The sequence below is a fragment of the Conexibacter sp. CPCC 206217 genome (genome assembly GCF_030646165.1).
GTDB lineage: Bacteria > Actinomycetota > Thermoleophilia > Solirubrobacterales > Solirubrobacteraceae > Conexibacter.
In genome coordinates this window covers 93,211-114,426 of record NZ_JAUTDO010000003.1, presented here as the reverse complement: position 1 = coordinate 114,426, position 21,216 = coordinate 93,211, and the positions used below count along the sequence as shown (strand labels likewise).

Below are 21,216 nucleotides of genomic sequence, written 5' to 3'. Positions count from 1 at the left end.
GCCCGCCGCCCGCGCATGGCACCCTTGCACGCGCGTCGCGCCCCAGGCACGCCCTACGCCAACGTGAACCTGCTCACGAGCGCGTCCAACTCCTCCGCGGTGCGCGCGAGCGCCTGGGCGGAGGACGCGATCTGCTGCGTCGAGGCCGACGTCTGCTCCGTCGATGCGGAGACCTGTTCGCTGGAGGCCGACGATTCCTCCGCGACCGTCGCGACCTGGCCCATGCTCTCGCGCATCCGCAGCGCGCTCGCCGCGATCTGCTCGATCGCCCCGGCAATCTGCTCGACGCGCACGTGCATGTCCTCGACCGAGCCGCCGATCCGCTCGAACGACGCGCGCGCCTGCTCGACCGTCGCCGCGCCCTCCTGCGTCTGACGCCCGCCGGTCTCCACGACCTCGACCGCGCGACCGGTCTCGCGCTGGATCTCGGAGATCAGCCCGCCGATCGACGCCGCCGCGCGCTGCGACTCCTCGGCCAGCTTGCGCACCTCCTCCGCCACGACCGCGAAGCCACGGCCCTGCTCGCCCGCGCGCGCCGCCTCGATCGCCGCGTTCAACGCCAACAGGTTCGTCTGCTCCGCGATCCCGGTGATCGTCGCGACGATCCCGCCGATCTGGTCCGACTTCTCGCCGAGCGCGCGGATCACACCCGTCGCCTCGCTGGAGGAGACCCGCACCGCCTGCATCGCCGCCGTCGCCTGCGCCACCGCCGCCGCGCCGTCGACCGCGACCCCGCGCGCCTGCTCGGCCGCGCGCGCCGACTCCTGCGCGTTGTCGGCGCTCAGCTTCGATGCCGTCGCGACCTCCTCGGTCATCGTGCGCGCCTCCGAGACCGCTCTCGCCTGGCGGTCCGCGCCGAGCGCGACGTCGCCGATCGTCGTCGCGATCTCGGCGATCGCGCGTCCGGTCTCCTCCGAGTTCATCGCCACCTGCTGCGAAGCTGCGGAGACGCTCGCACTGCTCTGCGCGATCTCGCGCAGCATCTGCGCAAGCGTCGTGCGCATCCGCCCGTAGGAGTCGATCGACGTCTGCGCGCGCCCGAGCATCGCGTCGAAGATCTCTGCCAAACGCCCGCGCGACTCACCGACGCGCGCCGGCGGCAGCGGGCTCGTGGCCGCGTGTATGTCCAGCGTCAGGTCGCCCTGCGCCATCGCGGCCATCCCGCGGTCGAGGTCGGTCAGGCAGTTCGCCTCCAGCGACTCCAGTCGCGGGACCAGCTCGTCGAGGCAGGAGTGGTCGCCGAGCGCGGCGCGCAGCTGCTCGCGCATCGCGTTGTACTGCGCGATCGAGGTGACGGTCTTCTCGAGGATCTCGTTGACGCCGACCTGGATCTCGCCGATCTCGTCGCTGGAGACCCGCTCGATCGGGCGCGTGGTCGCCTCCACCGCGACGTTCATGTCGCCGCGCGCGACCGCCGCGAGGCCGTCGTTGAGGTTCGTGACGCAGTCGTCGCGCAAGTGGGAGAGGCGCGCGAGCACGCGCCGCACGCGCATTCTCAGCGCAAGCGCGATCCACAGCGCGAGCACCGTCGCCAGCAGCGTCGCGAGCACGATCGCGACGATCAGCAGCGTGCGCGAGTCGGAGACGTGCGACGAGAAGTCCTGGTCGATCGTGGCGACGCGGGCTCTCGCCGCCGCGTCGAGCGCCGGCGTCGCAGCCCCCACGACGCGGTCGTGGTCGTCCTGCAGCGACGCGATGCTGGAGAGCGCGATCGCGCCCGTCGCGAGCACCAGCACGAGCATCGCGCCGAACGCCAGCGCCAGCTTGCGTCCGACGGTCCAGCGAACGCCCATGAACCCCTTCACGCGCTGCTCCTCCCCGATCGATTGCGACGGACCGGAGTTCTGCTCCGCGTCCTCACGTTGCACCGTGTTCTCGGCAGACGCAGGCGTTTCTTGAATCGCCGCGATCGAACGCAGAAGATCGTGGCACCGATTTCACGCGCGGAACATCTGTTCCATACGCAACCTCGCCACAATGGTTGCGAGATGTCCGCTCCCTCCACCTCCACTCCCGCAGCCGCGAGCCCCCGCGGCGCCGCCGCAGACGCACTGGATCGCGACACCATCCTGCTCGAGCGCCTGCTCGGCGACGTGCTCGAGGAGCAGAACGGCCGCGCCTTCCGCGAACGCCTGTTCTGGCTGCGCGACAGCGCCGCCGCGCTGCGCGACGGGGACCATGCGCAGGGCGAGCAGCTGCTGACCTTCCTGCGCGGCCAGCCGGCCGCCCGCCTGGCGCCGTACGTGCGCGCCTGCTCGATGCAACTGCAGCTGGCGAACATCGCGGAGGAGCTGGAGCGCCTGCGCCGCCGCCGCGAGTACGACTCCGACACGAGCGTGCCGCAGCGCGAGTCGCTCGCCGCGACGCGGGGCGCCGTCACGCAGGTGCCGCGCTCACGCGTGGCGGAGGCGCTGCAGGAGCTCGACGTGCGGCTCGTGATGACCGCCCATCCGACCGAGGCGACGCGCCGCTCCGTCTTCGACCACCAGCAGTCGGTCTGGCGGATCATGGAGAAGCTCGACGACCCGCGCGTCGGCGCGACCCGCCGCCGCACGCTCGAGGACGAACTGCGCGAGGTCCTCACGACCTGGTGGCAGACCGACGAGGTGCGCAGAATGCGGCCGCTCGTGGAGGACGAGGTCCGCCGCGCGCTGTTCTTCTTCGAGGCGACCCTGTTCGACGCGGTCCCGCTGCTGGCGGCCGAGCTGTCGCGCAACTTCGACCTGCCGTGGCCGCCCGCGCAGCCCGCGCTGCGCTTCGGCTCATGGGCCGGCGGCGACATGGACGGCAACCCGGAGGTCGGCCCGGAGTCGGTCGCGCGCACGCTGCACCTGCACCGCACGACCGCGCTGCGCCTGCTGCACCGCCGCGTCGACAACCTCGCGCGCGAGTTCTCGCAGGCCGACGACCACATATTCCTCTCCCCCTCGCTGCGCTCCTCGATCGAGCACGACGAGGCGGAGCTGCCGAACGTCGGCAGCCGCCGACGCAACCCGAACGAGCCGTTTCGGCGCAAGCTCGGCCTGATCGGCACCCGCCTGCAGCGCACGCGCCGGCGCGAGGCGGGCGGCTACAGCGACCCCTCGGAGCTGGCCGCCGACCTCGAACTGGTGCGCGACAGCCTCTCCTCCGCGCGCGTCGCCGGCGGCGCGATCGCGCGCCTGCTGGTGCAGGTGCGGACGTTCGGCTTCCACCTCGCCGCGCTCGACGTGCGCCAGAACGCCGGGCCGCTGCAGGCCGCCGTCGCCGTGCTCGTGCCCGGCTACGGGGACGCCGACGAAGCGACCAGACAGGCGCTGCTGGCCGAGGCGATTCTGGGGCTCGATGCGGCCGGCGCGAACGCTGCCGGCGCGAACGGCGGCAACGAGCGGGGTCGGGCTCGCGGCGCGTCGGCGAGAGCCGGCAGGGGCGCCTCAGGCAGGGGCGCCTCAGGCACCAGCGACGGCAACGAGCGGGGTCGGGCTCAGGCGGCGTCGGCTGGCGCCGGCGGGCGTGCTGCCTCGGCCGATGCCGGCGGGGCCGCTGCGCCGGCGACCGGCGCCGACAGCGCCGAGCTGCCCGAATCGGTCACCGCCACGCTCGCCGCCTTCTCGGCGATCGCCGACGGCGTGCGGCTGCACGGGCCGCGCGCGCTCGGCAGCGTGATCATCTCGATGGCGGAGCAGCCCTCCGACGTGCTCGCGACGCTGTACCTGCTGCGCCGCGCCGGCGTCGGGCGCGACGGCCTGCCGGCGCTGCCGATCGTGCCGCTGTTCGAGACCGTCGACGACCTCACGCGCGCCACGGCGACGATGAACGCGCTCTACGTCGACCCCGGCTACGCCTCGCACCTGAACGGCTGCGAGCGCCGCCAGGAGATCATGCTCGGCTACTCCGACTCGGCCAAGGACGGCGGCTTCATCTCCGCGCAGTGGGAGCTGTACGCGGCGCAGGAGCGGCTGATGGCGGCCGCCGACGAGCACAGGGTGAAGCTGCGCTTCTTCCACGGCCGCGGCGGCTCGACCTCGCGCGGCGGCGGCCCGAGCCACCGCGCGATCGTCGCGCAGCCGCCCGGCTCGATCCGCGGCCGCATCCGCATCACCGAGCAGGGCGAGGTGATCTCGCAGCGCTATGCGCATCCGGAGCTGGCGCAGCGCGCGCTGGAGCAGACGCTGTCCGGCGTCGTGCTGGCGACGCTGGCGCCGCCGGCCCAGCCGCCCACGCACTACCGCGACGAGGCGCAGCGGCTCGCCGACAGCTCGCGCACGACCTACCGCGCGCTGATCTACGACGACGAGCGCTTCGACGCGCTGCTGCACCAGGCCTCGCCGCTGGACGAGCTGGCGGAGCTGAACATCGGCTCGCGGCCGGCCTCGCGCGGCGGACGCAAGCTGCGCGAGCTGCGCGCGATCCCGTGGGTCTTCGCGTGGATGCAGAACCGCCTGCTGCTGCCGGCCTGGTACGGCGCCGGCACCGCGCTGACGACCGGCGATCTGGCGCTGCAGCGGGAGATGCGCGAGAGCTGGCCGTTCTTCAGAATGGTCATCTCGATGCTGGAGATGTCGCTCTTCAAGAGCGACCTCGGTGTCGCCGAGCGCTACTTCGAGCTGGTGACCGACAGAGGCGCCAAGCAGCTCTGGACGCCGATCCGCGAGGAGCACGAGCGGCTCGTCGCGCGCGTGCTGGAGATCACCGGCAACGAGACGCTGCTGGGCGACACGCCCGCGCTGCTGACGCGCCTGACGCACCGCAACCCGTGGATCGACCCGCTCTCGCACGTCCAGGTCGACCTGCTGCGTCGCGCTCGCGCCGACGACGCCGACGCCCACACCCCGCTGCTCCACACGGTCGCCGGCATCGCCGCCGGCATGCGCAACACCGGCTGAGCGGCGGCGTCGCGGAGGAGGACCGCAGGATTGCTGCTGCAGAGCGGTGGCAATCCCGCGGTCCTACGCGTGCGGCGCGGCCGCCAGCCGCGCGCGGCGGTCTCTCAGGCCGCGCATGACCAACTGGCGGGCGAGGTTGAGCATCAGCAGCGCGAAGCCGATTCTCAGCACGACCTCGGGCAGGACGTTGGCGAGCGCCACGCCCGCCACCGCGCCGGCGATCGAGAGCGCGCCGATCACGCCGGCGTCGCGCACGACGAGGTTGCCGTAGCGGCGCTGGCGCCAGCTGCCGACGAGCGCGACGGGCACGATCGCCAGCAGCGAGGTCGACTCCGCCTCGACCGTGCCGAGCCCGAGCACGAGCGTCAGCGCCGGCACGAACAGGATCCCGCCGCCGACGCCCAGCAGCCCGGAGGCGATCCCGGCGAAGATGCCGATGAAGCCCGCCAGCAGCAGGTCGCCGTCCATCAGCGCGCCTCCCGGGCGGGCGGCGCCACGACGGCCGCAGCCGCAGCCGCCTCCGCGAGCGCGGCGCGCAGCGGGGTCATGCGCTCTCTCACCGCAGCACCAGATTCACCGCCGCCACCACCAGCAGCCCGGCGAACGCGAACGCGATCGTGTCGCTGGGGAGCTTCTGCTGCAGCCACGTGCCGATCAGGACGCCGCCGATCGCGGGAACTCCGACGAGCACGCCGGACAGCACGTCGACGTTGCCGTAGAGGCCCTGCGTCGCGGCGGCGAAGCCCGCGATCAGCACGATCGCGCCGAGCGAGGTCGCCGCCGCCGAGCGCGCCTCGTAGCCCATCCAGAGCAGCAGCAGCGGCACCATCACGGTGCCGCCGCCGACGCCGAAGAGGCCGCTGAAGAGGCCGCCGGCGGTGCCGATCGCCGCGAGGCGCAGGGTCCGCCCGCGCGGCGATGGCTGTGTCACATCCGAAGCGGGGCCGCTCACCCCGCGAACGCTACGGCTTCGTGTGCGCTCTCGTCGCCGGGCCGACGTAGGTGTCGCCGTCCGGCGCGACCCACGTCACGCGCCAGGAGCGCTTCGACGACGTCGTCACCGCGCGCGTCCAGTAGCCGGTCGAGCCGAAGCGCTGGCTGCCGAGTCTTCTCCACGCGCCGCCGTCTCTGTACTGCAGCGTGATCGAGCCGGCCTGCTTCGCCGGGCGCACGAGGCCCCACAGCGTCGCGGTGCTCGCGCTTCTGCCGGGCACGACGACGAGCGGCAGGCGGAAGCCCGCGTACGCCGGCTTCACCTTTCTGCCGACGTTCAGGTACAGGCCCGACTCGAAGGCGCCGTAGGCGCGGCCGCTCGGGTTGGCGTCGTCGGTCAGCAGGTACTGCGAGAACGACTTCACGCGCGGGTTCAGGTAGGCGATCCGCTCGGCGATCGAGCGGAAGTCCGACTGCTTGTCGAGCGGCACGCCGACGAGCTTGTCCGGGTAGCTCTGGACACCGAACTCGGTCATGTAGATCGGCAGCCGCGACGCGATCGCGCCGGCGCTCGCCGACTTGTCGAGCGCGGTCGTGAGGCGATCGAGCACGGCGATCACGACGTTGCCCGGGTCGGCCGGTCTCAGGAACGGCCCGGCCTTCGTCGAGTACGGGTGCATCGCGAAGCCCTGCGTCGGCAGCTTCGAGCAGGTCTTGCCGCCGACCTTGACCTTCTTGTAGTTCTTGTCGAGGCACAGCATCCCGCGCAGGAAGTCGACCGGCGCGACCGTGCCGAACGTGCGCGAGGAGTTTCTCTGCGGCGCCAGCTCGCCGACGAGGATCGGCTTGCGCACGCCCGCGGCTCTGAGGCCGGCATAGCCTCTGAGGTAGAGGTCGCGGTAGGTCAGCGGGCTCGCGAGTCTGTTGCTGGAGCCGTCGTAGATCGGCTTCAGCAGCTTGCCGAGGTTCGGCTCGTTCCAGATCGACCAGAGCGCGACCTTGCTGCCGTAGCGACGGCCGACCGCCGTCGCGAACTTGCCGAACTCGGCCGCGTCGGGCCGTGTGAGGCCCTCCGGGTCCTTCGTCGCGCTCGCCCACGTCGGCGCGGCGCCGGTGATCGTCACGTGCACGAGCAGGCCGCGCTCGCGCGCGCCGTCGATCGCGGCGTCGTACTTCTCCCAGCCGCCGTAGGCGTTCGGATCGGTCGCGTTGAACGTCGGCTTCGTGCGCGAGCCGGAGTCCGGCGCGAGGCCGCGCCAGCCGAGCTGGATGCGGATCCCGTCGGCGCCGAGCGCCTTGATCTCGTCGAGCGCCGCGTCGGGCGAGACGCCGACGGTCGTCAGCTCGCTGGGAGCCTCGACGGTCGTGAACTGCGAGCTGTTCGCGTTCGCGGCGACCGCCGGCACGAGCACGGCGAGAAAAGCGACGACGACCAGCAGGATCCGTTGGCGCACGAAGGCGTCCTCCTTCATCGGGATGGGGCAGAGCCCGCGCACGTCGGTGACGTCACGCGGGCTCTTTCTGGCCTTTCAACGTGCCAGGCGGCCGAAGGTAGCGCAGAGGGCGGTCAGGCCGTCGGCGCGGCGGCGCGCGCGACGGTTCTGGGACCGGTGTACTTCGTGCCGTCAGGCGCGGTCCAGAGAACGCGGAACTTGCGGCCCTTCTTGGTCGCCACCGCGCGCTTGAAATAGCCGCTGGAGCTGTAGCGCTGGCTGCCGATCCGCTTCCAGGCGCCGCTGCCGTCGGCGTACTCGAGCGTGACCGAACCACCGCGACGCGCCTGCTTGCCGGGACGCACGAGGCCCCACAGCGTGGCTCTCGTGGTCGAGCCTCTGTTCGCGATCACGACGAGCGGCAGGCGGAAGCTGTACAGCGACGGCTTCGGCTTGCGGCCCTTGAACAGGAACAGGCCCGACTCGAACGCGCCGTAGCGATTGCCGCCGGTGTCGTCGTCGTCATCGCGCAGCAGGTACTGCGAGAACGACTTCACGCGGCTGTTGGAGTACGCGATGTACTCGGCGATCGAACGGTAGTCCGACTGCACGTCGAGCGGGACCCCGGTGCGCTTGTCGGGATAGCTCTGGACGCCGAACTCGGTCACGTAGAGCGGCGTGCGGGCGGCGATCGCGCCGGCACGGGCGGCCTTGTCGAGCGCCTCGGTGGCGCGCGGCAGGACGCCGATCGTGAGGTTGTCGACCGGCGGGGTCAGGAACGGGCCGGCCTTGGTCGAGTACGGGTGGATTGCGAGGCCCTGCGTCGGCAGCTTGGCGCAGCGCGTGCCCTTGGCTCTTCTGTAGTTCTTGTCGAGGCACAGCATGCTGCGCAGGAACTGCAGCGGCCGGATCGTGCCGACGTCGCGGATCGAGTTGCCGATCGGCGCCAGCTCGCCGACGAGGATCGGCGCGCGCACGCCCGCGCTTCTGAGGCCGGAGTAGGCCTTCAGGTAGAGATTGCGGTAGACGGTCGCGCTCTGGTTGCTCGCGATCGGCTTGAGGAACTTGCCGAGGTTCGGCTCGTTCCAGATCGACCACCACGAGACCTTGGAGCCGAAGTGGCGGCCGACGGCAGTCGCGAACTTGCCGAACGCGGTCGGGTCCGGTCTGGTGAGGCCGTCGTGCTTGGGCGTCGCCCAGCGGGGCGCCGCGCCGCCGATCGTGATCTGGACCTTCAGGCCGCGCTCGCGCGCGCCGTCGACGGCGGCGTCGTAGCGCTCCCAGCCGCTGTAGGCGTTCGGGTCGGTCGCGTTGAAACTCGGCGCGCGGGTGGCGCTGGAGTTGGGCGCGAGACCGGCCCAGCTGAGCTGGATGCGGATCGCGTCCGCGCCGAGGTCGTCGATCTCGTCGAGCGCCTGCCCAGGTGAGCCGTCGAGCAACTCGCCTGGCGCTTCGACGGTCGTGAACTGCTTGCTGTTCGCGCTCGCCGTGACGGCTGGCACGAGCAGGGCGAGACCCGTCATTGCGACGAGCAAGATCCGTTGGCGCACTGAGGCGGCCTCCTTCATTGCTTTACGACACTGGTGCGAGGGACTCCCCGCACCCTTTCCGAGCCCACCGGCGATCGAACATGGCAGGCTCACTACGGTGCAAAACCACCGCGACCCCGAAGGTAGCGCTCCGCGCAGACGGTTTGCGAGCTGCACGCTCGCGTTCAGTCTGGCGGCGCGCCCGCGCGAGCGTGTTCGAGCCCCTACGCCCCCAGGTTGCGATCCCCGACCGCCGCTGCCGCCGCGTCCGTGCCGGCGACCACGTCGGGCAGCGTCTCGCCCGCGCCGAGCGGGCTCAGCGGGCTGCGTCTGGCGCTCGCGATCTCCGCCGCCGTCACGTTCAGCGGGTGGTGGCAGGCGGCGACGTGGCCGTTGGCGTACTCGGTCAGCTGCGGCTCGACCTGGGCGCAGACGTCGCTCGCGCGCGGGCAGCGCGTGCGGAAGCGGCAGCCGCTGGGCGGGTCGATCGGGTTCGGCGGCTCGCCGCTCACGACGAGCCGGCGGCGCGCGCGGTTCTGCCTCGGATCGGGAATCGGGATCGCGCCGAGCAGCCCGACGGTGTAGGGGTGGACCGGCTTCGTGTACAGCTCCTCCGACGGCGAGGACTCGACGATCTTGCCGAGGTACATAACCGCGATCCGATCGGAGACGTGACGCACGACGGACAGGTCGTGCGCGACGAACACGTACGACAGCCCGAACTCGTCCTGCAGGTCGTCGAGCAGGTTGATCACCTGCGCCTGGATCGAGACGTCGAGCGCCGAGACCGGCTCGTCCAGCATCATCAGCTTCGGCTCGACCGCGAGCGCCCGCGCGATCCCGATCCGCTGGCGCTGGCCGCCGGAGAACTCGTGCGGGAAGCGGTTGACGTGCTCGGGGTTGAGCCCGACGCGCGCCAGCAGCTCGCGCACCTTTCTCTCCGTCTCGCGCCGCCCGACGCCGTGCAGCTCCAGCGGTGCGCCGACGATCTGCCCGACGCGCTTGCGCGGGTTCAGCGACGCCTGCGGGTCCTGGAAGACCATCTGCATCTCCCTGCGGACCGGCTGCAGCTCGCGCCGCCCGGCCTTCGTGATGTCTCTGCCACGGAACTTGATCGAGCCGGCGGTCGGCTCCACCAGCCGCACGATCGAGCGCGACAGCGTCGTCTTGCCGCAGCCGGATTCGCCGACGATCCCGAGCGTCTCCCCTTCGTCCAGCGTCAGCGAGACGTCGTCGACGGCGTGCACGTGGCCGATCGTGCGGTCGACGATCACGCCGCGCTTGATCGGGAAGTAGAGCTGCAGGTGGTCGACTTCGAGCAACGGGCGAGCGCTCGAGTCCTGCTGCGCGCTGCGAGAAGGAGCCCCAGGCGAGTTCTCGCCCGGAATCCGAGGGCTCTGCCCGAGCGATTCCGCGCTCACGCCGCCACCGTCCCCGGCTTGCCGGCCAGCCCGATCTCGCCGGGCGAGATCTCGCGCAGCCGCCGCTTGTCCTCCGTCGACAGCCAGCAGCGGTCGCAGTGGCCGGGCTTCGTCGCATCGCGCACGTCCAGCCCGGGCACCTCCGTGCACTTGTCGAACTCGTGCGGGCAGCGCGGGCGGAAGTGGCAGCCCTGCGGCGGGTTCAGCAGCGACGGCGGCAGGCCCGCGATCGCCGGCAGGCGGCCGGGACGGTCGCGGTCGATCCGCGTGATCGAGCCGAGCAGGCCCCACGTGTACGGGTGCTGCGGGTCGTAGAACAGCTCGTCGAGCGTTCCCTGCTCGACGATCCGCCCGCCGTACATGACGGCGACGCGGTCGGCGATGTCGGCGACGACGCCGAGGTCGTGCGTCACGAGGATCACGCCGGCGTTCGTCTCGCGCCGCAACTGGTCCAGCTCCACCAGGATCTGCGCCTGAATCGTGACGTCGAGCGCCGTCGTCGGCTCGTCGGCGATCAGCAGCTCGGGCGAGCACGACAGCGCCATCGCGATCATCACACGCTGGCGCATGCCGCCGGAGAACTCGTGCGGGTAGGAGCGCAGCCGCTCCTTCGCGCGCGGCACGCCGACGCGCTCCATCAGCTGCACCGCGCGGTCGAGCGCCTGCGCCTTCGTGACGTCGTCGTGCGCGCGGATCTGCTCGACGATCTGCGCGCCGATCCGCTGGACCGGGTTCAGCGCCGTCATCGGGTCCTGGAAGATCATCGCCATCTTGCTGCCGCGGATCTCGCGCAGGTCGTGGTCGGAGGCGCCGATCAGCTCCTTGCCGTCGAGCGTCGCGGTGCCCTCGAATCTCGAGTTCGCCGAGCGCGTCAGCCCCATCAGCGACATCCCGGTGACGGTCTTGCCGGAGCCGGACTCGCCGACGATCGCGAGCACCTCGCCGCGGTCGACGTGAAAGGAGACGTCGTCGACGGCCTGCACGAGGCCCTCCTCAGAGCGGAAGGACACGCGCAGGTTCTCGACGTCGAGCAGTCGTTCAGGTTCGGTCATTCTGGGTGTCAGCCCGTCAGTCGGATGCGAGGATCGAGGAATGCGAACAGCACGTCGGTGAGCGCGCTCAGCACGACGACCGCGGCGGCGCCGAGCATCACGACGACGAGCACCGGCGGCACGTCGAGCTGCTGGATCGATTCGGCTGCGTACTGGCCCACACCATGAAGGTTGAAGACCGACTCGGTCAGGATCGCGCCGCCGCCGATCACCGCGGCGAAGTCGAGGCTCCAGAGCGAGATGATCGGGATCATCGAGTTGCGCAGCACGTGCCGCACGAGCACGCGCTGCTCGCTGATCCCCTTCGCGCGCGCGGTGCGCACGAAGTCCTCGCTCATCGTGTCGAGCACGTTGGAGCGCAGCACGCGCGAATAGACGCCGATGAACAGCACCGACAGCACGCACCACGGCAGGATCATGTGGTACAGCCAGTCGATCGGGTCCTGCGTCAGCGGCACGTAGCCGCCGTTGGGGAATATCGTCAGCTTGAACGCGAGGAAGTAGAGCGCGACGGCGCCGAGCAGGAAGACCGGCGTCGAGACGCCGACCAACGCCAGCACCGTCAGCGCGCGGTCGGTGAAGCGCCCCGCCTTGATCGCGCTGAAGAGGCCGAAGACGACGCCGAGGAAGAGCCAGAGGATGCCGGCGCCGATCGCCAGCGACAGCGTCGCCGGCAGCGCCTGCTTGATCTGCGTCATCACGTTCAACTGCTGCGTGTACGAGATCACGTCACCCGACAGGATCTTCCCCATCGTCGTCAGGTACTGCTGCCAGATCGGGTCGTCGAAGCCCCACGACTGGCGGATCTGCTCGATCTGCGCCGGCGTCGCGGTGCGTCCGGCGAGCCGCACTGCCGGGTCGCCGTTGGGGATCGCCTGGAAGATCAGGAACGTCAGCACGGAGATCGCGAACAGCACGAGCACCATCGAGATGACGCGACGAATCACGAAGCGGGACATCAGTGGTTCACCGCCACTTCGATCGGGTCGTCGGCAACTCGGTCCTCGATCTTCTCGGTGATCTTGACTCTCGCGCGCGGGTCGAGCGCGTCACGCACGCCGTCGCCGAAGACGTTGATGCCGAGCACCGCGAGCACGAGCATCGCGCCCGGCACGAAGGTCAGGTGGATCGCGCTCGGGATCAGCCGGATGCCGTCGGAGATCATCGTCCCCCACGACGGGTTCGGCGGCTGGATGCCAGCGCCGAGATACGACAGCGCGGCCTCCAGCAGGATCGCGTTCGCGACGATCAACGGCAGGAAGACGATCAGCGTCGAGGCGATGTTCGGCAGGATCTCGCGGGTCATGATCCGCAGCGAACTGGCACCCTGCACGCGCGCCGCGTCGACGAACTCCTTCTCGCGCAGCCCGAGCACCTGCCCGCGGATCGGCTTGGCGACGTACGGGATGTAGACCACCCCGATGATCACCGCCGGCACCAGCAGCGAGTTGCCCGACAGCGAGATCGGCCCTATCGAGATCCCTCCGAGGGCCAGCGAGGTGCCGAGCGCGATGCCCAGCAGCACGACGGGATAGGCCCAGATCAGGTCCAGCACGCGCGCGAGCACGCCGTCGACGACACCGCGGTAGAAGCCCGCGAGCAGCCCGATGATCGTCGCCAGCAGCATCGTGATCAGCGTCGCGACGAAGCCGACCTCGAGCGAGTTGCGCCCGCCGTACAGCAGCCGGACGGCGAGGTCACGGCCGTTCTGGTCGGCTCCCAGCAGGAACTCGCCGTGCCAGGTCGGGCCGATCGGCAGGCCGGTCGGCGAGACGACGTCCTGCCCGTCGACCTGCTCGGTGATGTGGTTCTCGTTGGGCCCGGTGTGCGCCACGTGATCGGCGTACAACGGGGCGCAGAAGCAGAGGATCACGATGATCGCGAACAGCGCGCCGAACGCGAGCGCGACCTTGTTGCGGCGCAGCCGGCGCCGGGCGAGTCTGTACGGCCCGATGCCCGCCGCCGGGGCACCGCCCGGCGCGGCGACGACTGGAGAGTCGCCGCCGGCCGAGCGGATCGCGCCGGAGCCGGTCGCGTCGGGCGTGGCTGGATCTATTGCCACGAGCCGATGTCCTACTTGGTCGAGAGCGTCGACCAGTCGTTGAAGTACAGCGGGTGGAAGATCGCGTCGAAGTTCAGTCTGTCACTGAAGAACTTCGGCACGGCTTCCGCGCCATACACAGCCACGTACGCTCTTCTCGCCGTGTACTCGTCCAGCGCCGCCCACTCGTCGGCGACACTGTCGAGCTCGGTGGCCGGCACCGCGTTGAGCTTTCTCAGCTCGCTCTGGATGTGCGGATCGTTGACCTTCGAGAAGTTCTGGTTGTTGGTCGGCTGGATCGAGCGACCGTCCATCAACAGGTAGAAGTCGGACGGGTTCGGGAAGTCCTGCAGCCAGTCGGCGAAGCCAGTCTGCGGGTTCGTTCTGGCGTTACCGATCGTCGGGAAGTAGACGGTGTCGGCGATGATTCTCTCCGTCGCTCTGAAGCCGATCTTGTTCAACAGGTCGGTGTAGTAGTCGATGTACTCCTTGCGGGGGCTGCGCTCCTGGCCCCAGACGGTGACCGGGGCGCCCTCCAGACCGGCGTCTCTCAGAATCTGCTGCGCTCTGGCGAGGTCCGGTCTGTCGCCGTAGGGGCATTCGCTCGTCGGGTGGCCGACGATGCCTCTCGGGATGAAGAAGCAGTCCGTCTCGAGGAAGCCCGAGGCGATACGCGAGAGCGCGTCACGGTCGATCGCGGTGTTGACGGCGATGCGGGCCTGCTCGTTGTTGAACGGCGGGATCGTCGTGTTGAGGAAGAAGTAGAACGTCGACGGCACCGGCTTGCGCGCGAAGCGATCTCTCGCCTGCGCCTCGATCTGCGGCAGCAGGGCCGGCGGCAGCGTGTCACCCGGGTCGAAGATGTCGGCCTGGTTGTTGAGCACCTGCTGCGCCTCGGAGTTGGTGTTCGAGACGATGTTCACTCTTATCGAGTCGAGGTTGCCCGTCGGGATGTCCGGAATTCTGAAGCCGGCGAACAACGGGTTTCTTCTCAACGTGAACGTGCGGTTGGGAACCACGTCGGTGAGGATGTACGCACCGACGCCGGGCGGCGGATCGTTGCTGAGGTTTCTGATCGGCGTGCCTCTCGGCACGAACGCCAGCGCCGGGAACGCGAGCACGTTGGCGAAGGCGCCGTACGGCTCTCTCAGTCTGATCGTGATTCTGCCCGTTGCATCATTGGCGGTGATGCCGGAGATGCTTCTCGCTCTACCGGTGTCGAAGGCGTCAGCACCGACGACGTAGTTGGTGACGAACGATCTGCCGCCCCACGGGACTCTGATCATGCGCTCGATCGAATACGGATAATCAGACGCTCTGACGGGCGTGCCGTCGGAGTATCTGAGGTCTCTGCGCAACGTGAAGTCGTACGTCAGGCCGTCTCTGGAGATTCTCGGCAGCCCGTCGGCCAGGCCGGGGATCAACTCCGTGCCCGCCTCGCCCTCCTCGTGGCGATAGGTCAGCAAACCGGTGTAGCTGATCCAATGCGCCTCGACCGCCTGCGTGGTGTAAGCCAGCTGTGGGTCGAGATAGTCGGGCGCCGTGCCCATGAGCACGGTCGCAGTGCCCCCCTGCGTCGCTCCTTCGGCGGATCCGCCGCCCCCTGATGACGTCGTCGACGCGGCCGTGGACGTACCACTGTCGTCGTCGTTGCCGCCGCACGCGGCGACGGTCACTGCGAGCGCGAGTGCGACCAGCATCGCACTCAGGGCTCGAGCCCAGTACCTCATTACAGAGCCTCCTCGTCGTATAGCTCCAGCTTTTCCTGCGGCGGCCCAATCTAGTCGCCGCAAAGGATCGATCAAGGAGCGGCCAGTTGACGTTGAGTTGTCAAATTATGTGTGCCGCGTTAGGGCGCGTCTACGCGGTTTGTCCGGAATGTATCGGGGTACTACAGGCGATCCCCGGGTGAATCGGGGATCACCCATCGTCCGCGCACGAAGCGGGTGAGCGTCAGTACGAGACGCGCCGAAATCAGCGCGACGATCCCGGCCCAGACGCCGACGATCCCCCAGTCGAGCACGAGCGACAGCAGCGCGATCGGCACGAACACGCCGAACGCGCACGCGAGCATCGACCACATCAGGAAGCGCGAGTCGCCCGCACCGATCAGGATCCCGTCGAGCGCGAAGACCGCGCCCGCCGCCGGCTGCATCAGCGCGAACAGCCACCAGACCGCGCGCGCCCGCTCGACCACTGCCGGATCGTCGGTGAACGCCTGCGGCAGCACGCTGCCGAGCGCCAGCATGATCGCGCCGAGGACGGTGCCCAGCGCGACCGCCCACCAGATCATCCGCGTCGCCGCTGTCTTGGCCTCTTGGCTCCTTCCCGCGCCGAGGGCGCGCCCGACGACCACCTGCGCGGCGATCGCGATCGCGTCGAGCACGAGCGCGAGGAACGACCACAGCTGGAAGGCGATCTGGTGCGCGCCCAGCGAGGCGGTGCCGACCCGCGCCAGCACCGCGCTGGCGACCGCGAAGGCGCCGGTCAGCGCCGCGGTGCGCACGAACAGGTGGCCGCCTATCCGCGCCAGCCGGGAGATCGCGCGGCGGTCGGGGCGGCGGCGGTCGGCCGGCGCTCGCAGCAGCAGGATCGCGAACGCGGCGCCCATCGTCGTCTGCGCGATCGCGGTGCCGGCCGCCGATCCGCGCATCCCCCAGTCGAAGCCGTAGACGAACAGCAACTCCAGCACGACGTTCAGCACGTTCGCCGCGATCACGATCTTCAGCGGCGTCTTGAGGTCCGCGGTTCCGCGCAGGTAACCCTGGCCAGCCAGCGCGATCAGCGCTGAGGGCAATCCCAATGCGGCGATTCGCAGGTACTGGATGGCGTAGTGCGCGGTCTCCCCCGTGCCGCCGAAGAGCGCCACCGCCGGTTGCGCGAGCGCGACGCTCGCCAGCGCCAGCGCGATCCCGATGGCGCTCGCCAGCCACAGCGACTGCGCCGCGAAGCGCGCGGCGGCGGCGCTGTCGCCGGCGCCGTGCAGCCGCGCGACCTGCGCCGTCGTGCCGTACGCGAGGAAGTTGAAGAGCGTGAACGTCGTCGTGAGGATCACCGTCGCGATCCCCAGCGCGGCCAGCTGCGGCGTACCGAGATGCCCGACGATCGCCGTGTCGACGAGCAGGTACAACGGCTCCGCCGCAAGCGCCCCGAGAGCCGGGACGGCAAGGCGGACGAGTTCGCGGTCGTGGGGGTTTGCGCGAGGGCGTCGGACGGTGCGGGGCACGGGGCTCATCGTGGCACTCGAGCGGTTCGTCCACCTCTCCTCGATGCGCCGCACCGAGGCGTGGCTGCCTGAGCGGGCGCTGATCTGACGGATCGCGCATGGCGCCCGTGAAGCGCGGGTACCTGCCTCAACGACGGACGCGGGACGTTCATTCTGAATCGCTCGCCCGCAGTCGTTCAGCGGATTCACACCTACGGAGGAAGGACCTCACCAATGTTGTGGCTGATCCTTGGCATCGTGCTGCTCGTCATCGCCATCGCCGGCGGCGTGATCGTCAACCCGATCCTGTTCGTGCTCGGGATCGTCGCGATCGTGATCTTCCTGACCGGCTACCGCGGCGGTCGTGGAGCGGCGGTCTGACGGACCGAGCGCAAGCGGCGCGCCGGGTGCGGGCCGGCGCGTCATCTTCTAGTCGTCGCGTGTCCCGGTCTAGTCGTCGCGTGTCCCGGCCTTCGGCTCTTTCTGCTCGAACTCGATCTCGATCCGCTGCCCGTCCTTGCGTTCCTCCACACGCGCGAGGGAGCGCAGCGCCTGCACGTCGGCGACGGTGCTCGGATCGAGCAGCCCGCGCGGCCACAGCCTGCGCACGCGCACCACGTTCGCCTCGGCGGCATAGAGCAGGATCTGACCGCCGATGTAGAGCCATGACAGCAGGCCGATGACGATCGCGAAGAGGCCGTACGTCGCGCTCGCCCGGCTGACGACGCGATCGACGTAGATCGTCCCGATCGTCTGCAGCGCCGCCCAGCCGATCGCTGCCAGCGCGATCCCCATCCAGAGGTCGCTCGTCGGCACCTCGCGCGCCGTGAGCAGCCGGAACACCGCCCAGAAGAGGAAGACGTCGAGCAGCAGCGTGAGGCCGAGCCCCGACGCGCGCACGCCGAAGCTGCCGAGCCCGCCGACGATCAGGCCGACCGCGATCGTGATCGCGAGGTTGAGGGCGCCGAGCGTCACCAGCACCAGCAGCCCGCGCAGGCGCGCCATGAAGAAGTCGCGCCGCTGGCGGTTGGGCACGTCCCAGACCTCGTCCATCGCCCGCTGCGCCGCGACGGTCACGCCCAGCCCGGCCCACAGCGCGCCCGCTATGCCGATGATCAACGCGGTCGTGTCGCCGCGCAGCGCGCCGATCTGGATGTCGTCGCCGATCACCGGGAACTGCCCGAGCGCCGAGTCGACGATCCGGTCATACCACGCCTCGTTGCCGGCCAGCACGTAGCCCAGGACGGTGACGAGCACCAGCAGCAGCGGGAAGATCGAGAAGAAGCCGTAGTAGGCGATCAGCGCGGCGAGGTGGCCCGCCTTGTCGTCGGAGAACTTCTTCACGACCGCGAGCGGGAACCCCAGCACCGGCACACGGCGCTGGAGTCGGTCGAACGCGCGCACGGGCCGCAGCAGATCCATCGCGAGTGGTTGTACAGCGCCACGGGGTGCAGCGCCACCAGGCGTGCGTTGGCGGCGTAGCGGGAAACGATGTGGCGATGGTTCGCACCCGCCACGTCGATCTCTCCGCGCCCGGCATCACGCGGCTGCGACGCGGGCGCGGGTTCTCCTACGTGCAGGCCGACGGCGAACGGGTCGAGGACGGCCCGACGATCGACCGCATCCGCGCGCTCGCGATCCCGCCCGCGTGGACAGACGTCTGGATCTCCACCGATCCGCGCGGTCACATCCAGGCGACAGGGGTCGACGCCGCCGGCCGCAAGCAGTACCGCTACCACGACGCCTGGCGCAGACGCCGCGACGCCGCGAAGTTCGACGCGATGCTCGCCTTCGCCCACGCGCTGCCGGCGCTGCGGCGGCGGGTGAGGGATGACCTGCGAACCGCGGGTGCCGACGGCGACGGCCGTGCCGTCGGCGGCGGCGGGCGCGGCGACAACGACCTCGACCGCGTCCGCGTGCTCGCCTGCGCCGTGCGCCTGCTCGACGTCGGCTTCTTCCGCATCGGCAGCGAGGACTACGCGGAGCAGAACGAGACGTACGGCCTGACGACGCTGCTGAGAAGCCACGTGCGCGTGGACGACGGGGTGATCGTCTTCGACTACCCCGCCAAGCACGGGCAACGGCGCATCCAGCAGGTGATCGACGCCGACGCGCGCGAGATCGTCCTGACGCTGAAGCGCCGGCGGGGCGGTGGCCCCGAACTGCTCGCCTACAAACGCAGACGCCGCTGGGTCGACCTGAAGGCGGACGACGTCAACGCGTACCTGAAGGAGGCCGCCGGAGGCGACTTCAGCGCAAAGGACTTCCGCACCTGGAACGCGACCGCGCTGATGGCTGTCGCGCTCGCCGTCCGCGCTGATCAGGCGAGCGCCCGCGCGTCGCGCAGACGGATCGTGACCGCGGCCGTCAGAGAGGTCGCGATGTTCCTCGGCAACACCCCCGCCGTCTGCCGCAGAAGCTACGTCGACCCGCGCGTGATCGACCGCTTCCACGCCGGCCTGACGATCGCCGGCTCACTCGCCGAACCCGCTGAGCCCCACCCCGGGGAGCCCGTCGAGGAACGGCCCGTCGACGAGCGGGTCCGCAGAGCGGTGCTGGACTTGATCGGAGGCGATGCAGGGGCGGCGGGGGTTGAGCGGGTGGGGCGTCGCTCCCCGTCCGGCTGAGGACCGGCGGTCTCGTTCTCACTCTCCGTTACTGGTGCGCGGGTGCTTGGCTACGAGGAGGACCGGGTCGAGCAGGCAGGCGGAAATCGGTCGCGGCCGGTGGCCGTCAGGGTGCTCTGGCGGCCGTCGCATTGGCGGCGATGTTCAGCGCGCTCTTGATCGCGGCGGCGGTGTCGGCGGGGTGGCGGGTCACGTCGGTCCAGGTGAAGCGCAGGACGGTCCAGCCGGCGAGCGTGAGGGCGTTGGTCTTCGTGCGGTCACGCTGGAAGGCGACGCGACCGCGGTGAGCGTCCCAGCCGTCGACCTCGACGGCGACGCGTTCGGCGAGCCAGACGGCGTCGACCTCGCGGCGTTCGATCTTCAGGTTCGTGCGGGGAGGCGGCAGGGCGTGGTCGCGCACGAGCCCGTCGAGCGCATCCTCCAGGTCTGAGCGCGTCAGCTGCCAGCCGATCGCCTCGATCCGATCCAGCTCGCGTCGCAGCCGCACCGTGGCCGCCGCATCGTGCCGCCCGCGCGTGCGCCCCAGCGCGGCCGCCAACTCGCGCGCGTCGAGCTTGCCGAGCCGCTCAGCCTCGTTCAACGCCTTCGCCAACCGCGGCGTAGCGGCGATGTCCACGAGCGTCCGCGCCACCGCCGTGACCGGTATCCCCCGCACCCGCGCCGCGTCGGCCGGATCGACGGAGCGGCGGGTGTGCACGGCGATCCCAGGATGCCGCACCGAGCGCCCCGCCTTCGTGACGTGGACGAACAGACTGTCGACTGACGGCAGAATGCCGTGCAGCGCGGCGGCATCCTGGTGACTCAGCAGCGCGCCTTGGCCGCAGGCGAGCACCGCAGCGAGCAGGCGACCGTCGGGCGTGAGCCGTCGATGCCCGACGGCGTAGACACCGCGGTGCAGCCGCACGAGGTGGCCGCTGGCGATGCGCGACTTCTCCGCCGCCGGCGTCACGCCGATCGCAGCGAACTGCCGACGCGCGACAACCCCGTGCTGTCTCTCGGCGAGCGCGCTGAGGCGAGCATCCGGGTGAGCAGCGGCACTTCTTGGTCGCTGAGCGACCAAAAAGTGCCGCTGCTCTGAGGGCGACGCGGACATGCGCTTCAGCGTGCCAGGAAAAAGGTGGAGCGTGAGCGGCGGGGTGTGCCGATTCTGTGCCAGGTTTGCGGCGCCGCTGCGCGCTGTCGCTCGCAGCCTCAGTCCACGTGGCTGCCCAGCGCCGTCGCCGCGACGACCAGCGCGATCCCTACCGTCTCGGCGGGGCTCGGCACCTGTTGGAGGACGAGGAGGCCGGCGGCGGTGGCGGTCGCGGGGAGGATTGCGAGCAGGAGGGCGAAGCGGGCGCGGGGAAGGCGGGCCATCGCGACCTGGTCGAGGGCGTATGGGATGACGCTCGACATCAGGCCGACGCCGACGCACGCCGCCAGCAGGCCCGGCGAGACGAGCGCGTCGAGCGAGGCCGGGGCGCCGAAGGGCGCGAAGGCGACCGCTCCGACGAGCATCGCGGCGGCCAGGCCCGGGCGTCCGCTGATCCCTTCGTCGGCGGCGACCCGGTGGCCGAGCACGACGTAGCCGGCCCACAGCGCCCCGGCCGTCAGCGCGAGCGCGACGCCGAGCGGGCTGCCGGAGACGTGCACGTCGGCGAGCAGCAGGACTCCGCAGGCGGCCGTCGCGAGCGCCAGCGCGTCGCGGCGCGTGCGCGAGCCGAGCGCGGTGACCGCGACCGGACCCGCGAACTCGAGCGCGACCGCCGTGCCGAGCGGAAGCAGGTCGATCGCGAGGTAGAAGGCGGCGTTCATGCCGGTCAGCGCGAGGCCGAAGCCGGCGACCAGGAGCAGCCGGCGGCGCGTCCATCGCGCCTCGCCGCGCAGCTTCCACGGCCGCGCCCACGCCGCCATCACGACCGCGGCGACGAGCACCCGCAGCCACGCCACGCCGACAACCGGCACGCGCGCGAACAACAGCACCGCGAGCCCGGCGCCGACGTACTGCGTCAACGCGCCGGCGACGAACAGCAGCTGCGGCGGCGCCCGCCAGGGCAGCGCCGCAGGGCGCGCGGTGGGAGCGGCGGCGGGCATCCCCGCCAGTATGCCCGCGACCGGTGGGCGCGCGGGC

At 70.7% G+C, this 21,216-nt stretch carries 17 protein-coding genes; 3 read left to right on the top strand and 14 right to left on the bottom strand.

Annotated features, from left to right (window positions below; translation table 11 throughout):
• Positions 1-53 precede the first annotated feature (53 nt).
• Positions 54-1,805, bottom strand: a complete 1,752-nt coding sequence (locus Q7L65_RS08875; protein ID WP_304720504.1) for a methyl-accepting chemotaxis protein — start codon at positions 1,803-1,805, stop codon at positions 54-56.
• A gap of 183 nt (positions 1,806-1,988) precedes the next feature.
• On the opposite strand from Q7L65_RS08875, the gene Q7L65_RS08870 reads away from it, so the two are divergent.
• The gene (locus tag Q7L65_RS08870) at positions 1,989-4,865 is read left to right on the top strand and encodes a phosphoenolpyruvate carboxylase (RefSeq protein ID WP_304720502.1); all 2,877 of its coding nucleotides are present in this window, start codon (positions 1,989-1,991) and stop codon (positions 4,863-4,865) included.
• Between the two features lie 63 nt (positions 4,866-4,928).
• Here Q7L65_RS08870 and Q7L65_RS08865 read toward each other — a convergent pair whose 3' ends face one another.
• The 10 genes from Q7L65_RS08865 to Q7L65_RS08820 form a co-directional block, all read right to left on the bottom strand.
• Positions 4,929-5,333, bottom strand: coding sequence for a TSUP family transporter (locus tag Q7L65_RS08865; protein WP_304720501.1), 405 nt, complete (start codon positions 5,331-5,333; stop codon positions 4,929-4,931).
• An 88-nt stretch (positions 5,334-5,421) separates the two neighbouring features.
• On the bottom strand, positions 5,422-5,817 hold the full coding sequence (locus Q7L65_RS08860; RefSeq protein WP_304720499.1) for a sulfite exporter TauE/SafE family protein: 396 nt from the start codon (positions 5,815-5,817) through the stop codon (positions 5,422-5,424).
• Between the two features lie 10 nt (positions 5,818-5,827).
• The gene (locus Q7L65_RS08855; RefSeq protein WP_304720497.1) at positions 5,828-7,252 is read right to left on the bottom strand and encodes a hypothetical protein; all 1,425 of its coding nucleotides are present in this window, start codon (positions 7,250-7,252) and stop codon (positions 5,828-5,830) included.
• Between the two features lie 113 nt (positions 7,253-7,365).
• Entirely contained in the window at positions 7,366-8,754 is a 1,389-nt protein-coding gene (locus Q7L65_RS08850) for a cellulase family glycosylhydrolase (protein ID WP_304720495.1), read from the bottom strand.
• Between the two features lie 230 nt (positions 8,755-8,984).
• On the bottom strand, positions 8,985-10,082 hold the full coding sequence (locus Q7L65_RS08845; RefSeq protein WP_304720494.1) for an ABC transporter ATP-binding protein: 1,098 nt from the start codon (positions 10,080-10,082) through the stop codon (positions 8,985-8,987).
• A 95-nt stretch (positions 10,083-10,177) separates the two neighbouring features.
• Positions 10,178-11,233: an ABC transporter ATP-binding protein gene (locus Q7L65_RS08840; protein ID WP_304720493.1), complete on the bottom strand. Its 1,056-nt coding sequence runs from the start codon at positions 11,231-11,233 to the stop codon at positions 10,178-10,180.
• A gap of 8 nt (positions 11,234-11,241) precedes the next feature.
• Entirely contained in the window at positions 11,242-12,192 is a 951-nt protein-coding gene (locus Q7L65_RS08835; protein WP_304720492.1) for an ABC transporter permease, read from the bottom strand.
• Complete coding sequence (locus Q7L65_RS08830) at positions 12,192-13,295, bottom strand: ABC transporter permease (protein ID WP_304720490.1); 1,104 nt, start codon at positions 13,293-13,295, stop codon at positions 12,192-12,194. Before Q7L65_RS08830 ends, Q7L65_RS08835 begins: the two co-directional genes overlap by 1 nt.
• Before the next feature lie 11 nt (positions 13,296-13,306).
• Positions 13,307-14,824 (bottom strand): ABC transporter substrate-binding protein, encoded by a 1,518-nt coding sequence (locus tag Q7L65_RS08825; protein ID WP_304720488.1) that lies wholly within the window; start codon positions 14,822-14,824, stop codon positions 13,307-13,309.
• A 341-nt stretch (positions 14,825-15,165) separates the two neighbouring features.
• Positions 15,166-16,500 carry an MATE family efflux transporter gene (locus tag Q7L65_RS08820; protein ID WP_370552541.1) on the bottom strand — a complete coding sequence of 445 codons (1,335 nt, stop codon included), beginning with the start codon at positions 16,498-16,500 and terminating at the stop codon, positions 15,166-15,168.
• Positions 16,501-16,713: 213 nt separating this feature from the next.
• Between Q7L65_RS08820 and Q7L65_RS08815 the strand changes: the two genes are divergently transcribed.
• Positions 16,714-16,860 (top strand): hypothetical protein, encoded by a 147-nt coding sequence (locus Q7L65_RS08815; RefSeq protein WP_304720485.1) that lies wholly within the window; start codon positions 16,714-16,716, stop codon positions 16,858-16,860.
• Positions 16,861-16,929: 69 nt separating this feature from the next.
• Here Q7L65_RS08815 and Q7L65_RS08810 read toward each other — a convergent pair whose 3' ends face one another.
• The gene (locus Q7L65_RS08810; RefSeq protein WP_304720483.1) at positions 16,930-17,901 is read right to left on the bottom strand and encodes a YihY/virulence factor BrkB family protein; all 972 of its coding nucleotides are present in this window, start codon (positions 17,899-17,901) and stop codon (positions 16,930-16,932) included.
• 77 nt (positions 17,902-17,978) lie between these two features.
• Here Q7L65_RS08810 and Q7L65_RS08805 point away from each other — a divergent pair, with 77 nt between their 5' ends.
• Positions 17,979-19,106 (top strand): DNA topoisomerase IB, encoded by a 1,128-nt coding sequence (locus tag Q7L65_RS08805; RefSeq protein WP_304720482.1) that lies wholly within the window; start codon positions 17,979-17,981, stop codon positions 19,104-19,106.
• Positions 19,107-19,212: 106 nt separating this feature from the next.
• Here the strand turns inward: Q7L65_RS08805 and Q7L65_RS08800 are convergent, their stop codons facing one another.
• Both Q7L65_RS08800 and Q7L65_RS08795 read right to left on the bottom strand, forming a co-directional pair.
• Entirely contained in the window at positions 19,213-20,166 is a 954-nt protein-coding gene (locus tag Q7L65_RS08800) for a DUF559 domain-containing protein (protein WP_370552535.1), read from the bottom strand.
• Positions 20,167-20,297: 131 nt separating this feature from the next.
• Positions 20,298-21,179 (bottom strand): DMT family transporter, encoded by an 882-nt coding sequence (locus Q7L65_RS08795; RefSeq protein WP_304720479.1) that lies wholly within the window; start codon positions 21,177-21,179, stop codon positions 20,298-20,300.
• Positions 21,180-21,216: the final 37 nt, after the last annotated feature.

What these genes read in the sequence shown, in the direction of transcription:
- Q7L65_RS08870 (WP_304720502.1), top strand. Translation starts at nt 1,989, where the DNA reads ATGTCCGCTCCCTCCACCTCCACTCCCGCAGCCGCGAGCCCCCGCGGC.
- Q7L65_RS08865 (WP_304720501.1), bottom strand. Translation starts at nt 5,333, where the DNA reads ATGGACGGCGACCTGCTGCTGGCGGGCTTCATCGGCATCTTCGCCGGG.
- Q7L65_RS08850 (WP_304720495.1), bottom strand. Translation starts at nt 8,754, where the DNA reads ATGACGGGTCTCGCCCTGCTCGTGCCAGCCGTCACGGCGAGCGCGAAC.
- Q7L65_RS08840 (WP_304720493.1), bottom strand. Translation starts at nt 11,233, where the DNA reads ATGACCGAACCTGAACGACTGCTCGACGTCGAGAACCTGCGCGTGTCC.
- Q7L65_RS08835 (WP_304720492.1), bottom strand. Translation starts at nt 12,192, where the DNA reads ATGTCCCGCTTCGTGATTCGTCGCGTCATCTCGATGGTGCTCGTGCTG.
- Q7L65_RS08825 (WP_304720488.1), bottom strand. Translation starts at nt 14,824, where the DNA reads ATGGGCACGGCGCCCGACTATCTCGACCCACAGCTGGCTTACACCACG.
- Q7L65_RS08815 (WP_304720485.1), top strand. Translation starts at nt 16,714, where the DNA reads ATGTTGTGGCTGATCCTTGGCATCGTGCTGCTCGTCATCGCCATCGCC.
- Q7L65_RS08810 (WP_304720483.1), bottom strand. Translation starts at nt 17,901, where the DNA reads ATGGATCTGCTGCGGCCCGTGCGCGCGTTCGACCGACTCCAGCGCCGT.
- Q7L65_RS08805 (WP_304720482.1), top strand. Translation starts at nt 17,979, where the DNA reads ATGGTTCGCACCCGCCACGTCGATCTCTCCGCGCCCGGCATCACGCGG.
- Q7L65_RS08795 (WP_304720479.1), bottom strand. Translation starts at nt 21,179, where the DNA reads ATGCCCGCCGCCGCTCCCACCGCGCGCCCTGCGGCGCTGCCCTGGCGG.